The sequence below is a fragment of the Flavobacterium sp. LC2016-01 genome (assembly GCF_009711135.1).
Taxonomy (GTDB): Bacteria; Bacteroidota; Bacteroidia; order Flavobacteriales; family Flavobacteriaceae; genus Flavobacterium.
Genome location: NZ_WMIC01000002.1, coordinates 318,761 through 335,200, shown reverse-complemented (window position 1 = coordinate 335,200; position 16,440 = coordinate 318,761). Strand labels below are relative to the sequence as shown.

Here is a 16,440-nt window from a genome sequence, read left to right as displayed (position 1 = left end):
CAAACAGGAGAGAAAACCTCAGACCCTTAGAATCTTAGCAACTTAGAACCTTAAAAAAATGCAATTATCAAACTCAGAAGAACAATTAATGGAACATCTTTGGAAGCTTGAAAAAGCTTTTATGAAAGATTTGCTTGAAGCGTATCCAGAACCAAAGCCTGCAACAACAACCGTTGCAACGCTTTTAAAACGAATGATTGATAAGAAATTTGTGGCTTACAATGAATTCGGAAATTCTCGTGAATATTATCCGTTGGTAAAAAAGACGGCTTATTTTTCAAAACACGTAAATGGATTAATCAGCAATTTTTTTAATAATTCGGCCTCACAATTTGCTTCGTTTTTTACAACCGAAACAAATCTATCTGCTTCAGAATTGGAAGATCTTAGAAAAATAATCGACTCGGAAATTCAAAAAAAGAAAAAATGATAGACTTTCTTGTAAAATCAACGATTAGCTTAAGTATTCTTTTGGTTGTGTACCATTTATTCTTGCAAAAAGAAAAAATGTTTCGCTTCAACAGGTACTTTTTATTAGTCAGTTTATTGTTTTCAATAGGAGTATCTTTTATATCCTTTGAAATTGAACAAGATATTCCTATTGCGTACAATAATGTAATTAAGTTTCAGACCATAACGGCAAACACGCTTCCAATTCAGGAAGAAGTGACAGGTATAAACACAGTAGAACAAACGAATTATTGGCTTTCTCTATTATGGATAACTTATGTCGCAATAACTTTAATACTAAGCTATCGATTTATTCAAAATATTTACAGAATCACATCCAAGGCTAAAGTGTCTAAAATCATTGTGCATCAAAATATAAGAATGGTTTTACTCTCAGAAGAAACTTTGCCTTATTCTTTTTGGAATTCCATTTACTTAAATCAAAATGATTTTGAAAATGGACTAATAGAACAAGAATTGTTCACGCATGAAATTGCCCATGTAAAGCAAAAACATACTCTTGATGTGGTTTTTATAGAAATTTTGAAAACGTTGTTTTGGTTCAATCCTATTTTTATTTTTTACAAAAAAGCCATGCAGCTTAATCACGAGTTTTTGGCAGATGAAAATGTAATAACGGCCCACAATGATGTTTGTTTATATCAAAAGCTTTTACTCAATAAATTAAGTACTTCACAGCCCATTTATCTGGCTAGTAATTTCAATTTTTTATCAACAAAAAAACGACTTATCATGATGACAAAAACCACTTCGAAAACAAGAACTTTAGTAATGAAATCTTTTGCTGTTTTAGGCATTTTGACACTATTTTTATTATTTGCTTTCAAACCATTACCGTTGGGCAGCAAAAAGACTATAGTAATTGATGCAGGACATGGCGGGGAAGATGTTGGAGCACAAATTGGTGCCGAGCAGGAAAAGAAAATTGTGGAAAGTATTGCTAAAAAAATAAGCGTGCTGAATGGCAAAGATGAAATTGAAATTATTTTGCTTAGAAACGACGATAGTTTTGTAGAATTAAGTGAAAGAGTAGCGAAAATAAACAAGATAAACCCGAGTTTGGTAATTTCTTTACATGTAAATAGTTCACAAAATCTAAATACAAATGGAGTAAATGCATATGTTTCAAAAAAGAATGCGTTTTATGAAAAATCAAAAGAAAGCGCTGAAAATTTAGTCGATAAAATCTCAAACGAAAAACTTGCTAAAGGAGAAGTTAAAGATGCAAACTATTATGTGCTTAAAAACTCAAAATGCCCTGCATTAATAGTAGAAATTGGCTATTTATCAAATGAAAATGACAGAAATTATCTGGTTAGCGAAAATGGACAAAATGAAATTGCAAATAAAATAGTTGAATTCATAAAATTATAGATGTCTACCAAGACATGCTATTGCTTTGAATTAAGCAATTAAATATTTCTATCGCATCAGCAGCGTATAAAATATTTGGAAATCGTTAATGAATGGATTTTAAACTTCAAAAAAAGAAAAAATGACAGACTTTCTTATAAAATCAGCCTTAGCTTTAAGCGTCTTTCTTGTCTTTTATCATTTGGTATTAGAAAGAGAGAAGATGCATCAGTTTAATAGATTTTATTTGCTTTTTTCAATCGTAATTTCATTAATTATTCCTTTTGTTACATTTGAAGTAATCAAAGAAATTCCAGCAAATCCTACAAGTCAGTTTGTTGTAAATCAGCCAATAATGCAGATGCAAAATGTTGCTGAAGAAACCAACTACAAATTGATTTTCTTATGGAGTTTATATGCATTAGTGACTTTGATATTGACTTTAAGATTTGGAAGAAATATTAAAAACTTTAAATCTAAAATAAGCAGTAATCCTTCAGTAGATTTTAAAAATTCGAAATTGGTTTTGGTAGAAGAAAAAATCCTGCCGTATACTTTCTTGAATTACATTTTTATTAATGCGGATGATTTTAAAACCCAAAATATTGAAGCCGAATTATACACGCATGAATTAGTTCATGTAACTCAAAAACACACATTAGATATTTTGTTTGTGGAGTTTTTAAAGACCGTTTTTTGGTTTAATCCAGTCTTTTTATTTTATAAAAAAGCAATACAGCTCAATCACGAATTTCTTGCTGATCAAGAAATTGTGAAAACTTATAACGATGTTCCATTTTATCAAAATCTGCTTTTAAATAAGGCAAATGGAAGTCAAACGATTTACTTGGCCAGTAATTTGAATTATTTAGTAACAAAAAAACGATTAATTATGATGAAAAAAAGAACGTCAAAAAACACAGCGTTTCTAAAGAAAATTGCTGCCTTGCCCGTTGTTATTGGTTTAATGTTTCTCTTATGCGTAGAAACTATTGCTCAAGAAATTAAAACGGATGCAGGAAACAAAAAAACACAAAGCGCTAGCGCTACGTCTTTCGATAAATATTACGCCAATACTAACTTTGTTTTCAAAAATAAAGGCAATAATGTTTTCGTTGAAAAGAAGTTCTCTGAATTAACAAATCAGGAAAAAAAGCTTATTCCGCCTCCGCCATCTCTTGCTAAAAAATCTCCTAATTCAAAGGAATATGAAGGTTTTAAAAACAGTGAAAATTATGCTGTTTGGATTGATGGTAAACATGTTCCTAATTCCGATTTAAATGAGTATAAGGCAAGTAATTTTGTTTCTTACTTTAATAGTTTTGTTCATAAAAACGCCAGAAGCAAGAAGTTTCCGCAAAGTTATCAAGTAACATTGTTTACTGCAGAAGGTTATGATAAAGCGTATAGTGAAAATCAAGTACGAGATGCTGGAACCATGACAATTATCGCTAGTGAAGATACACGTAAAAGTAAAACTCAAAAAACGCCAGAAAAAGAAACCACAGCAACTGTAAACGAAATCGATAAACAGCCAGAATTTCCAGGTGGAATATTGGAGTTCTACAAATTTGTAGGGAAAAATTTCAAAGTGCCAGCAGAAGCGGGTGCAACTAAGATTCAAGGGAAAATATATATGGAATTTATGATTGAAACAGACGGTTCGCTTTCAGAATTCAATATAGTCAAAGATTTAGGGTTCGGAATGGGCGATGAGGCAATCCGTGTTTTGAAACTTTCTCCAAAATGGAGTCCGGGAACTCAGAATGGACAGCCAGTTCGTGTTCTGTATAATTTGCCAATAACCATTCAATCGGCACAGTAATTTTTGAGATTCTAAGTTGCTGAGGTGCTAAGGTTCTGAGATTTTGTAGAGACGCACTGCAGTGCGTCTAACTCAAAGGAGGAAAACCTCTGTCTCTTTGTCACTTTGCACCTTCAAAAAAAAAAATCCGCTTCTTTTGCATCATAGAAGCGGATAAAATAAACTAAAAAAAAATTCTAAAAAAAAATCAAAAAACTGGACTAAAACAAGTCCGGGTTGTATCCAAAATAAGGTACAGTTTGTTCGTTAAAAATAACACCGTACTCTTCTAATTCGGTTAATATTGGTTCGTAAACTTCCTTTTTTATCGGAAGCTGAACACCAGGAGTTGTGATCTTTCCGTTTAAAATAAGCAGCGTTGCCATTGCAACCGGAAGTCCAACTGTTTTTGCCATTGCGGTATACGTCTGATCGTCGCCAATGCAGACCATTTTAGAGTCAATTTGTTTTTTTTCGCCGTTTAATTCGTAGCCAAATTTGTGATACATCACGATCATATCTTTATCTTTTGGTTCCAGCGTCCAGCTTTCAGTTAAGATTTTTTCTAAAATCTGAGCAGGAGTTGCATTGGGCAGATTCACTTTTTTATTTGAGTTGAATAAATCCAATTCCAAAAGTTTATCCCACATAATATCGTCCTGATCAATTTTAAGGATAAAACGAGTTTTAATCTCAACAGAATCTGTTGGATGATAAGGCAAAAACGAATTCATAAATTGGCGATAACTCATGTTTTCAGAATCTTCGATAACATAACTGTCATCCGTCATTCCGAGCTGGACAAACATATTCCAAGCTTTTGAAAAACCAACTCTTCGAATTGTCCCTCTGTATAAAGTCAAGATATCATCAAGTCCGTAAACCGATCTGTATTTAAGTGAATCCCGATTCGAATATGCTTCAAATTTTCCATAGCCTTCTACTTCCAGAAATTCCGTTCTGCGAAATAAAGCGCTGTACGGAATATATTTATAAGTTCCTTCCTGAACAAATTTAGCTGCGCCGCCCTGACCTGCTAAAACGACGTTTCGAGGTGCCCAGGTAAATTTGTAATTCCACAAATTATTATCAGATTCAGGAGCTACAAGTCCGCCGCAGAAAGATTCAAACAAAAGCATTTTACCGCCTTTTGATCTGATTTCGTCAATTACTTTCATGGCGCTCATATGATCAATTCCGGGATCAAGCCCAATTTCATTCATGAAAATCAAATTGTTTTTCTTTGCTTCTTCGTCAAGCGCCTGCATAGCGTCACTTATATAAGATGCCGTAACAAGATGTTTTTTAAAATGAAGACAGTCTTTGGCAATTTCAATATGTAAATGTGCTGGAAGCATCGAAATTACAATCGAAGCTTTTTCGATTGCCGATTTTCTTTCTTCAGAATTAAAAATATCTAAAGCAATTGGAGTTGCATTTGGATGCTTTTGAGTCTTTTTTTCGGCCAAAGCCAAAGATAAGTCCGCTACAATTAAATGAAGGTTTTCAGTTTCAGATTTTGAAAGTAAATAACGGATAAGCGATGATGCTGAACGGCCTGCCCCAAAAATTAAAATGCGTCTCATATTTTAAATATATAACACAAATATATTAAAATGTTACAAATATAACAATTGAAAATAAAATAAAATGTAATTTATTTTTGAAATGAGTTAAAAAATAGATTTTTCGGCTATTGCCAAATATTTTGGAAAAAGGAAATGTCTTTTTAGAATTGTATTAAGTATTTTTGCATCGTAATTAGAAAACAAAAACATGAAAAGAAGAATAGTTTTGACGGGAGCTTTTATAGGAATGTTGGCTATTATTTTAGGCGCTTTTGGAGCTCATTTGCTAAAAAAATATTTGTCTGTAGAGGAATTAAATACTTTTGAAGTTGGGGTTCGTTATCAAATGTATCATGCCTTCTTTTTGTTTTTTATTTCAACCCGAAAAGATATCTCCGAAAAGACATTAAAAACAATTTATAATTTGGTTGTTGGCGGTGTACTTCTTTTTAGCGGTTCAATTTATTTATTAGCTACAAAAAACTTCACTTTATTCGATTTTAAATTTATAGGATTCGCAACACCTTTAGGCGGATTGCTATTAATTGTTGCCTGGTTGACATTATTTGTTACGATTTTAAGGCAAAAATCATAAAATCCCGAATAAAAAATTCTATCTAAAAATTAATATTTAATTTTGTCTCATAAATAACATATAATCTTATTTGTGTGAATTTATTTTGTTTTTTGCTTTAAAAAGAGAAAAATATAACAAATTCGCTCAATAGGTTATAAGATAACAAATTAGAGGCTCTTATTTTTTTATTTTATTGAATTTAAAGTTCATTTTTTGCTTTTTTGATATAAATAAAAGTGAAAATGAAATATTTTTAAAGGATTTACAATAAATCTGTAATTTTGCATTCTATCAAACATCACACACAACTTAAAATTTATGGACACTAACACACTTTTCTCGCAATCGATTTCGTTAAAAGAATTAGGAATTGAAAATGCTAAAGTTCGCTATCAATTATCCCCAGATGAATTGCATGCTATTACTTTACAATCAGGCCAAGGTGTCGAGAGCTCAACAGGAGCGCTGGCGATTAATACAGGTGAATTTACAGGACGTTCTCCTCAAGATCGTTTTATTGTAAAAGATTCGATTACAGAAGATAAAGTTTGGTGGGGAAATGTAAATATTCCTTTTGCACCAGAAGCTTTTGAAAAACTATATAACAAGGTAACAAAGTTTTTATCAGACAAAGAAGTTTTTGTTCGTGATTCATACGTTTGTTCTGATGACAAGTACAGATTAAATGTTCGTGTTGTAACTGAAACTGCGTGGTCAAACTTGTTTTGCTACAATATGTTTTTAAGACCAGAAGAATCTGAACTTTCAAATTTTACTCCAGAATGGACAGTAGTTTGTGCACCAAGTTTTATGGCAGACCCAGCTGTTGACGGAACACGTCAGTCTAATTTTGCTATTTTAGATTTTACTAAAAAAATCGCACTTATTGGTGGAACGGGTTATACAGGAGAAATGAAAAAAGGAATTTTCTCTGCTTTAAACTTCATTTTGCCAGTTTTCAAAAATACACTTCCAATGCACTGTAGTGCCAATGTTGGTAAAAACGGAGATACTGCAATTTTCTTCGGATTGTCTGGAACAGGAAAAACAACTTTATCTGCAGATCCAGAACGCAAATTAATTGGAGATGATGAGCATGGTTGGACAAGCGAGAATTCAGTTTTCAACTTTGAAGGCGGATGCTACGCTAAAGTAATCAACTTAACTGAAGAGAATGAACCAGACATTTACAGAGCAATCAAAAAAGGTGCTCTTCTAGAAAATGTGGTTTTCAAAGCAGGAACAAACGAAGTGGATTATGATGATGTTTCGATCACTCAAAATACTCGTGTAAGTTATCCAATAACGCATATTGATAATATTCAGCCGGGTTCAATTGGACATGATCCTAAAAATATATTTTTCTTGACAGCAGATTCTTTCGGAATTCTGCCTCCAATTTCAAGATTGACTCCAGGTCAGGCGGCTTACCATTTCATTTCTGGATATACTGCAAAAGTGGCTGGAACAGAAGCTGGTGTAACTGAACCACAGCCAAATTTCTCTGCTTGTTTTGGAGCGCCTTTTATGCCTTTGCATCCAACAAAATATGCTGAAATGTTAAGCAAAAAAATGAAAGATGCCGGAGTAAAAGTTTGGTTAATCAACACAGGATGGACGGGCGGTCCTTATGGAACTGGAAGCCGTATGAAATTAAAATATACTCGCGCTATGATTACCGCTGCATTAAACGGTGAACTAGATAATGTAGAATACAAAGATCACGCAGTATTTGGAATTGCAAAACCACAATCTTGTCCAAACGTTCCTGAGGAAATTTTGAATCCAAGAAATACTTGGACAGACAAAGATTTATACGATAAAAAAGCGTTAGAATTAGCTCAAAAATTCAAAGCTAATTTTGCCAAATTTGAAGAGTTTGCCAATGCCGAAATCTTGGCTGGCGCACCGATTACAGAATAAGGGGGCAATTACTAATTCAAAATTAAAAAAGCTGTTCAGTGATGAACAGCTTTTTTTTTTAAAATATCCAGTCTCGGTCTCAGTTTACAGTGTCACCCTGAGCGGAGTCGAAGGGCTTTTGTATTACTTGGGGCTTCTCCCGAAGTCTCAGGATGCTCGGCTTGACAATGGTTCATTCTACATGAAACCTTAAACAAAAATTAACTATTGATTAAAACTAAAAACACAAGCGCAAGTAAAAACAAATCAACTATTTACATGTAAATTAAATTTTTGGCGTTAAATTTGCCATATCAATCACAATCAAAAATCATCAATCATGTTAAAACAATTTTTTATCCTATGTTCAGGAGCCGACCGAGATCTCTTGAAGGATTGTTCAGAAGGCGAACAAACCAAATATGTTGGTATCGGCGCCACCGTATTCTTTACCGCAGTAATGGCTTTTTTGGCTAGTGCTTATGCGCTTTTTACTGTTTTCGATTCTATTTATCCCGCCTTAATCTTTGGATTTGTATGGAGTTTGCTGATTTTTAATCTTGACCGATTTATAGTTTCTACTATCAAGAAAAGAGATCGTTTTATGGACGAATTTCTGCAGGCGACTCCCAGAATTATGTTGGCGATTATTATTGCGATTGTAATTTCGAAACCTTTGGAAATTAAAATATTCGAAAAAGAAATCAATACTGTTTTATTAAAAGAAAAAAACGAAATGGAATTGGCCAATAAAAAACAAATTGGTACTTATTTCAAAACAGATTTAGATAAAAATAAAGCAGAAATTGCAGCTTTAAAAGCCGATATTGTAAAGAAAGAAAAAGAGGTAAATGCTTTATATTCGACTTATATTACAGAAGCTGAAGGAACTGCCGGAACTAAAAAATTAGGGAAAGGTCCTGTATATAAAGAGAAACGTGAAAAACACGATGCATCTCTTAAGGAATATGAAACTTTAAAAACCACAAACGAAGCTAAAATTGCTGAGAAAGAAAAAATTGGCAAACAGCTTCAGGCCGATTTAGATAAAAAGGTTTCACATACACAGCCAATTATTGAAGGTTTCGACGGATTAATGGCGCGTATCAATGCGTTAAATAAATTGCCTTGGCTTCCGTCATTTTTTATCATGCTGTTGTTTCTGGCAATCGAAACATCGCCAATTATTGCTAAACTATTGGCTCCAAAAGGCGAATTTGATTTTAAACAAGAAGAAGCAGAAACGGCAATGAAAGCAACTTTGGCACAAAATAAATACCAGCGTGATTTATTGGTTAAAACCAGTGCCGAAATGCATGATAAAGTTTATGCTGATATTGCTGAGGATAAAGGTCTGTTTGAACTGCAAAGAAAAAACGCAAAAGAATTACTGGAATTGCAGTCACATAAATTTGTAGAAAAACAGAAAGCTACGCTTTAGTCTAAAGTTGGAAAGTTTAAAGTCTTAAAGTCATATAGAAAAGCAAAAGCCAGAAATAGAAATTCTATTTCTGGCTTTTTTATTTTGGATAAAAAAGCTTTCAGACTTTCGACTTTTGACTTTAAGACTTATAATGTAGCCCTATGATTAATATGAACTTCTATTTCTTATATGGTGAAAAACATTTAACTTTAAAGTCAAATAACTTAACTCATGAAAAAAACAATTCTCCTCCTTTTATTCGTTGCTTCTTTTGCAAATGCTCAAACTGACAAAGGCAAAATCAATCAGACTTTAGATACTTGGCACAAAGCTGCCGCCGATGCTAAATTTGACGCATACTTTGATTTAATAGCAGAAGATGGAATTTTCATCGGAACCGATGCTACTGAAAACTGGACCAAAAAGAACTTTAAAATTTGGGCAAAACCTTATTTCGATAAAGGAAAAACATGGCATTTTACCGCTTTAGAACGTCATGTCTTTTTTGACAAAACAGGAACTATTGCATGGTTTGATGAATTGCTGAATACGCAGATGAAAATTTGCCGCGGATCAGGAGTTTTGGTTAAAGTTGGAAAAGAATGGAAAATCCAGCATTATGTTCTTTCTATGACAATTCCGAATGAAGAAGTTGATGCTGTTACCAAAATAAAAGCACCAATCGAAGACGCCTTGATTGCGAAGCTTCAAAAAAAATAAACATTTTTCAGTTTTATTCTTATAATCCTAACTTTTAGAGTGCTTTACAAAGCGCATTGTCAAAATAATTATAATACAATTGACAATTTTAGGCATAAATTAGAACTTCAAAATAAAATACTCTCAAAAAACACCCCTATAATTTACAAAATCAGCTAAAATAAAAACTGTACCACTATTTTAACAGCCCCTGAAATCAAAATATTTAATTTTTTTTAACTTTGACCCCAAAAAAAATAGGGTTCAATAAAGTATTTGAAAAATGAAAATAGAAAAACGCTGGATCATTTCCTTTATTATGATAAGCATCGTTTGCATCACGGGTGCATTTTGGCCAGCAATGACCGAAAATAGTTATGTGTTATCTGAATTTGGCACTACTGATCATATTGTTCCGGCAGATGTTGCCTGGATGCTTACTTCATCTTGTTTAGTTTTAATCATGACGCCTGGTTTATCTTTCTTTTATGGCGGAATGGTGGGCAAAAAAAATGTGATTTCGACCATGCTTCAAAGTTTTATTTGTTTGGGAGTGGTTACGCTTTTATGGGTTGTCGTTGCTTTTAGTCTTGCTTTTGGAGAGCCTGTTGGCTTTGGTTCTGGAGATCATTTTTATAGTTTCTTCGGAAATCCTACGACTTTTGCTTTTATGGATTATGTGGGCGTTTTGCCTCATAAAAAGTTGGCGAGTACAATTCCGTTTATGCTTTTTGCTTTGTTCCAAATGAAATTTGCCATCATTGCACCGGCAATTATTACAGGTTCATTTGCAGAACGTGTTCGATTTATCTCGTATTTAATTTTCATCAGCTTATTCACACTCTTCATATATGCTCCTTTATGCCATGCCGTTTGGTATCCAACTGGTATTTTAGGAAGCTATTTTGGCGTAAAAGATTTTGCCGGAGGAACGGTTGTACACATGAGTTCCGGTTTTGCTGCTTTGGCGGGAGTTATTGTTTTAGGAAAAAGAAAAAACAGTCAGCATATTCCAACTAATATTCCTTTTGTATTATTAGGAACCGGAATGTTATGGTTTGGCTGGTTCGGGTTTAACGCAGGTTCTGCTCTTGCTGCAAACGGAACCGCTGCTATGGCTTTTGCCACTACAACAACTTCATCGGCTGCTGCAATGTTAACGTGGATTTTCTTTGACCGAGTGAACGGACGAAAAGTTTCGGCCCTTGGGGCTTGTATTGGAGCTGTAGTTGGACTTGTTGCCATTACTCCTGCGGCAGGTTTTGTTTCTGTTCCTGAAAGTATGTTTTTTGGTTTTGTAACGGCTTTGGTTTCTAATACAGCAGTGAATTGTAAATATTCAAAAAGATTCGACGATACGCTTGACGTTTTTGCCTGTCATGGTGTTGGAGGAATTATGGGAATGATTTTAACGGCGATTTTTGCTCATGGAGAAAACGCAAGCTTATTACACGGCGGATGGAGCGTTTTTGGACATCACATGATGGCATTGGTTTTAGTTTCAATTTTCACTTTCTTCGGAGCTTACTTCTTATTCAAAGTAACAAACTTCATTATTCCACTGAGGGTTTCTGAAGAATCAGAACATATTGGACTTGATTTATCACAGCACGACGAAACACTTGACCCAAAAACAAAAGCAATTACAGAGCCTCATTACGGGTAAAAAATAGGCCACAGATTTTACGGATTAAACAGATTAAAAAAATCTTCAAAATCTGTAAAATCTGTGGCTAAAAAATTTAAACCATAATTACGCCTCGTCCATTCGTTTATATTCCTTAATTTTGCGGAAAATTTTTGTAAAAGTGGGAAGTAAAAATAAACTTAAGAGATTCAGAGAAAACGAAACATTTCAAAACGTTTTTCAACCAACCAGAGAAGAAGTTGTAGGCAATTTAATGCCTTTAAGAGGGAAATGGAATTCTGATTTCTTTAAAAATGACAATCCATTAGTTTTAGAATTAGGATGCGGAAAAGGAGAATATTCTGTTGGATTAGCTGAAAAATACCCAGACAAAAATTTTATCGGAATTGACATTAAAGGTGCTCGTTTCTGGAGAGGCGCTAAAACTGCTGTTGAAGACGGACTTCATAATGTGGCTTTTGTGCGTACGCAGATCGAATTAATTAATCATATTTTTGCTGAAGATGAAGTAGATGAAATCTGGATTACTTTCCCAGATCCGCAGATTAAATACAAAAGAACAAAACACAGAATGACTAATTCTGAATTTCTTCAATTGTATAAAAAAATCCTTAAAAAAGACGGTGTCGTAAACTTAAAAACCGACAGTGAATTCATGCATGGCTATACACTTGGGTTGCTTCATGGAGAAGGACACGAGGTGCTTTACGCTAATCATAATGTCTACAAAAATGAAGGAAGTCCTGAAGTTGTAACTTCAATCCAGACATTTTACGAAAAACAATATTTAGAAATTAATAAGGCAATTACGTATATTCGTTTCAAAATTAAAGACTAATTTAATTTTATAAAACAAATATTCTAACTGATCAAGCAACTGAATGGCATTATTTACTCCATTACTTTCGGGCTTTATTGCGGCTGCAATTGGGATTATTCCGCCAGGTTTAATCAATATGACCGCAGCTAAAATAAACATGAAAGAAGGGAAAAAGAATGCGCTGTGGTTTGTTATTGGTGCAGTTCTGGTTATTTTCTTTCAGGTTTCTGTGGCCGTTTTATTTGCTCGCGTCATCGACAATCGACCGGATGTTGTGACTTTACTGCGTGAAGTTGGCTTTGTAATTTTCGCCATTTTAACAATCTACTTTTTGTTTATTGCTAAAGAACCGAAAAGCAAAAAGAAAGCAAAAATCAAAAAAAGCAGCAAAAAGAGCCGTTTCTTTCTTGGAATGTTGCTTTCGGGCTTAAATTTCTTCCCTATTCCTTATTACGTTGTTGTAAGTGTTACATTGGCTTCCTATCATCTTTTTGCATTCGAAAACAATATCATTTTCACTTTTGTACTGGGATCCGTTTTGGGTTCATTTGCCGCTTTATACAGTTATATCGCCTTTTTTGGAAGAATCGAAAAGAAAACAGATTACCTGATGCGCAACATGAATACCATTATTGGGAGCATCACAGGTTTGGTCGCGATTGCAACACTTTTTAATATTTTAAGTTATTATTTCGGGTAATATTATAGCCACAGATTAAAAGGATTAAAATGATTTCTTTTACTTTGTTAAATGTTTTCCACGCAGATTATAGCAGATAGTCTATTTAATCCTTTTAATCTGTAGCAAAAAAAATATCATGGCTGAAGAAAATTTTTTTGAAAGAGTTTATGCAGTTGCCAGACAAATTCCGTACGGAAGAGTAACTTCTTATGGCGCAATTGCTAAAGCTTTAGGAACTGCACGCTCTGCCCGAATGGTTGGCTGGGCAATGAATGCCTGTCATAATATGGATGATGTTCCAGCGCACAGAGTAGTAAACCGAAAAGGGCTTTTGACAGGAAAACATCATTTTGACGGAACTAATTTAATGCAGCAGCTTTTAGAAAATGAAGGCGTTAAAGTTGTAGATAACCAAATTATTGATTTCGAAAAACATTTTTGGGAACCTGAAGTGGAATTTTAAGATAATTTACACGTAAATATCTTCTCTGTCAGGCTGAGCGGAGTCGAAGCCCTTTTAGGTAATGAAGCCTTCGACTTCGCTCAGGGTGACATTATCGTAAAAATAAAATTCTCCCCCTTTTAGTTGTTCTTTTTTTCTTAAATCAAACAAATCACAAAACTGGTTTTATCTTCATCGGTTTGGTAGCTTAAATAGCCTCCGTGCGCTTCAATAATGTTTTTAGAAAGCGTTAAGCCAATTCCGGCGCCGTCTTTTCTGGTGGTGAAAAATGGAAGAAAAACTTTATCCTGAATCTCCGGATCGATTCCTTTTCCGTTGTCAGCAATTGAGATAAAAAAACGATTATTCTCCGTATAACTTGATACATATAATTTCTTTTCCGCCTTTTCTTTCATCGCATAAATACTGTTTGTAATCAAATTAATAATCACCTGTTCCATTTGATTTTTATCAATTAAAATCGAACGCGAACTGTGAATTTCATTAATTAATTCAATGTTTTCGGCTTTTAAAATCGGACTCATGATGCGGAGACAGTCGTCAAAAAGCTCGTTTATCGACGTCATTTGCTTTGTTGGCGTTGGCAGCATGGCCAGTTTGCGGTAATTTTCAACAAAAGCCTGTAAGTGATCACTTCTGTTTATAATGGTCGAAATACTGCTTTTAATATCATCAAAATCATCATCTTCCAAACTTTCCTGATCAACAATATGAAGTAAATTCTGCGAAAGTGCACGAATTGGAGTCAAAGAATTCATTAATTCATGCGAAATAATTTTCATCAGATTGATCCACGCTTCCTTTTCTTTTTTCTCGATAACACGCTGAATACTATCTAACAAAATAATAAAATATTCTCTGTTATAACTTTGAGTTCTCGAAGTCTGGAGCATAAAAGTCTGCACATCCTGCTCTTCAATTTTAATAGAAATAGCCGATTTTAATTCGCTGAAATCTGTTTTTTCAATTTCAAAACAGAGCGACGGAAGATAGTTTTTAAGGTATTTCCAGTGGCTCACTTTTGGCACTTTAAACAAATCCGAAAAACAGTCATTCATCAAAAAAATATTCCAGTCTTCGTTTTCTTTTTCCAAAATCAAAGCGGCGCTGTCAATATTATTCAGAAGCGAACGATAAATCAATTCTTTCGAAATTTGTTCCTGCTGTTGTACTTTCAATGTTTCATACAAAAGGTATAGACTTTCAAAATTGTCTTTTTTATTCTCTTCGGGGAAATTTGTGCTGAAATCATTCTGCAAAATCGAAAGCAAAGTTCTGTCGTAAAACTGCAATTGATTTTTTACATAAAAGTACATTTCGGCCAGCATAATAAGAACAAAAACACCAACCAAAAGTGCGTTATAATAAAACATTTTATAAATCAGAAAAACGCAGAAGAAAAAGAGAATCATTACAAACAAAACTCTAACAAACAAAGCGTTATAAAATTTCCAGTTTTTCATCTTTTTTATTTTTTTCTTGCCACAGATTATAGAGATTAAAATGATTTTAGGTTTTGTCTTAAAATTAATTTTTCACGCAGATTTTGCAGATTCAGCAGATAAAAAAATCCCTTTAATCTGTGACCCGAGCGATAGCGAACGGGCGAAGCAAATCTGTGGCTCAAAAAAATCTTGATTCTTGGCTCTTACTTCTTACTTCTTAATTCTTCAAATCGTATTTTTCAATTCTTCTGTACAAAGCGGCTCTTGACAATCCTAATTCTTCGGCTGTTTTAGAGATATTTCCGTGGTGTTTAAAAAGTGCTTTTTCGATTGCTGTTTTTTCCAATTCAGACAACGGATTCTCATCATTTTCCTGAATTTCTTCAAAATCTAAAATATCCAAATCATGAACTGAAATGGTATTATTGTCGGCTAAAATCAGCGCACGTTCAATCTTATTTTCCATTTCACGGACATTTCCTTTCCATGGATATTTTTCTAAATAAGGTGCCACATTTTCCTCAAAACGCCAATTGTCCTGATTGTACTTTTCAGCAATCTGGTCCAGAACAAAGTGGGCCATTGGCACAATATCTTCTTTTCGTTCGCGAAGAGACGGTAAATTGATTTCCATCGTATTGATTCGGTACAGCAAATCTTCTCTGAAAACTTTATTTTTTACCTCGGCTTTAATATCATTATTAGTTGCCGAAATAATTCGGACATTCAAAGGCCTTGCTTTGCTTTCGCCCAAACGTGTAACCGTTTTGGTCTGTAAAACATGCAATAATTTAGATTGCAGATGAAGTGGAATATTTCCAATTTCGTCCAAAAAAATAGTCCCATTTTGAGCCGATTCAAATCTTCCAGGCGTATCTGTTTTGGCATCAGTAAAAGCACCTTTTGCGTATCCAAAAAGTTCACTTTCGAATAAATTATCACTTAAAGATCCTAAATCAACGTGAACAAAAGGTTCGTTTTTTCGTTCTGAATTTTGGTGAATAAATTCGGCAAAAACATATTTTCCGGTTCCATTTTCGCCTAAAATCAAAACATTGGCATCTGTTCTGGCCACTTTTTCGGCAATAGAATACGCTTGTTTTATTTTTTGAGAAGTTCCGGTAAAATATCGTTTTTCTGTTTTTTCAACAACTAGTTTTTTATTGTTTTTTCGGCTTTCGGCGACAGCCTTATCAATTATTTCGAGTAGTTTTTCATTGTTCCAAGGTTTCAAAACATAATCAAAAGCACCAATTTTGATACCTTCAACAGCGGTATCAATTTTCCCGAAAGCGGTCATTAAAATCACGATTGTATTTGGAGAAAGTGTTTTAATTTCTTTCAGCCAATGAATTCCTTCGCGCCCATCTTCAAAACCAATTCGGTAATTCATGTCCAATAAAACAACATTTATGTCATTTTCAGATAAAGTAGAAATGATTTTTTTTGGACTATTTTCAGTAAAAATCGTTTCAAAATGCTTTTTGAGAATCATTTTTGCCGAAAAAAGAATTTCTTCTTGATCGTCAACAATTAATATTTGGGCTTGTTTTTTTCTCATCCTGTATTTTTTTGTCCGATTTTG

At 33.7% G+C, this 16,440-nt stretch carries 14 protein-coding genes; 11 read left to right on the top strand and 3 right to left on the bottom strand.

Going from position 1 to position 16,440, the window contains the following annotated elements:
* Positions 1-58 precede the first annotated feature (58 nt).
* The 3 genes from GKZ88_RS05830 to GKZ88_RS05820 all read left to right on the top strand — a co-directional run bounded on the left by GKZ88_RS05830 (position 59) and on the right by GKZ88_RS05820 (position 3,649).
* Entirely contained in the window at positions 59-430 is a 372-nt protein-coding gene (locus GKZ88_RS05830) for a BlaI/MecI/CopY family transcriptional regulator (protein ID WP_073483564.1), read from the top strand.
* Positions 427-1,845: a M56/M15 family metallopeptidase gene (locus GKZ88_RS05825; RefSeq protein ID WP_155101446.1), complete on the top strand. Its 1,419-nt coding sequence runs from the start codon at positions 427-429 to the stop codon at positions 1,843-1,845. The genes GKZ88_RS05830 and GKZ88_RS05825 overlap by 4 nt, the downstream gene beginning before the upstream one ends.
* Positions 1,846-1,966: 121 nt before the next feature.
* Positions 1,967-3,649 (top strand): M56 family metallopeptidase, encoded by a 1,683-nt coding sequence (locus tag GKZ88_RS05820; protein ID WP_155101445.1) that lies wholly within the window; start codon positions 1,967-1,969, stop codon positions 3,647-3,649.
* A 200-nt stretch (positions 3,650-3,849) separates the two neighbouring features.
* On the opposite strand, the gene GKZ88_RS05815 is transcribed toward GKZ88_RS05820, so the two are convergent.
* Entirely contained in the window at positions 3,850-5,214 is a 1,365-nt protein-coding gene (locus tag GKZ88_RS05815; protein WP_155101444.1) for a saccharopine dehydrogenase C-terminal domain-containing protein, read from the bottom strand.
* A 190-nt stretch (positions 5,215-5,404) separates the two neighbouring features.
* Between GKZ88_RS05815 and GKZ88_RS05810 the strand changes: the two genes are divergently transcribed.
* The 8 genes from GKZ88_RS05810 to GKZ88_RS05775 all read left to right on the top strand — a co-directional run bounded on the left by GKZ88_RS05810 (position 5,405) and on the right by GKZ88_RS05775 (position 13,410).
* Entirely contained in the window at positions 5,405-5,791 is a 387-nt protein-coding gene (locus tag GKZ88_RS05810; RefSeq protein ID WP_155101443.1) for a DUF423 domain-containing protein, read from the top strand.
* A 300-nt stretch (positions 5,792-6,091) separates the two neighbouring features.
* Positions 6,092-7,696, top strand: coding sequence for a phosphoenolpyruvate carboxykinase (ATP) (gene pckA, locus GKZ88_RS05805; protein ID WP_155101442.1), 1,605 nt, complete (start codon positions 6,092-6,094; stop codon positions 7,694-7,696).
* A 319-nt stretch (positions 7,697-8,015) separates the two neighbouring features.
* Positions 8,016-9,116 carry a DUF4407 domain-containing protein gene (locus GKZ88_RS05800; protein WP_155101441.1) on the top strand — a complete coding sequence of 367 codons (1,101 nt, stop codon included), beginning with the start codon at positions 8,016-8,018 and terminating at the stop codon, positions 9,114-9,116.
* 213 nt (positions 9,117-9,329) lie between these two features.
* Positions 9,330-9,818 carry a nuclear transport factor 2 family protein gene (locus GKZ88_RS05795; protein ID WP_155101440.1) on the top strand — a complete coding sequence of 163 codons (489 nt, stop codon included), beginning with the start codon at positions 9,330-9,332 and terminating at the stop codon, positions 9,816-9,818.
* 262 nt (positions 9,819-10,080) lie between these two features.
* Positions 10,081-11,463, top strand: a complete 1,383-nt coding sequence (locus GKZ88_RS05790; protein WP_155101439.1) for an ammonium transporter — start codon at positions 10,081-10,083, stop codon at positions 11,461-11,463.
* A gap of 142 nt (positions 11,464-11,605) precedes the next feature.
* Positions 11,606-12,283, top strand: coding sequence for a tRNA (guanosine(46)-N7)-methyltransferase TrmB (trmB, locus tag GKZ88_RS05785; protein ID WP_347343856.1), 678 nt, complete (start codon positions 11,606-11,608; stop codon positions 12,281-12,283).
* A gap of 43 nt (positions 12,284-12,326) precedes the next feature.
* Positions 12,327-12,965, top strand: a complete 639-nt coding sequence (locus GKZ88_RS05780; RefSeq protein WP_155101437.1) for a LysE family transporter — start codon at positions 12,327-12,329, stop codon at positions 12,963-12,965.
* 118 nt (positions 12,966-13,083) lie between these two features.
* Entirely contained in the window at positions 13,084-13,410 is a 327-nt protein-coding gene (locus GKZ88_RS05775) for an MGMT family protein (protein WP_155101436.1), read from the top strand.
* Positions 13,411-13,547: 137 nt separating this feature from the next.
* Here GKZ88_RS05775 and GKZ88_RS05770 read toward each other — a convergent pair whose 3' ends face one another.
* Positions 13,548-14,873, bottom strand: a complete 1,326-nt coding sequence (locus GKZ88_RS05770) for a HAMP domain-containing sensor histidine kinase (RefSeq protein ID WP_155101435.1) — start codon at positions 14,871-14,873, stop codon at positions 13,548-13,550.
* Between the two features lie 199 nt (positions 14,874-15,072).
* The gene (locus GKZ88_RS05765; RefSeq protein WP_155101434.1) at positions 15,073-16,416 is read right to left on the bottom strand and encodes a sigma-54 dependent transcriptional regulator; all 1,344 of its coding nucleotides are present in this window, start codon (positions 16,414-16,416) and stop codon (positions 15,073-15,075) included.
* Positions 16,417-16,440: the final 24 nt, after the last annotated feature.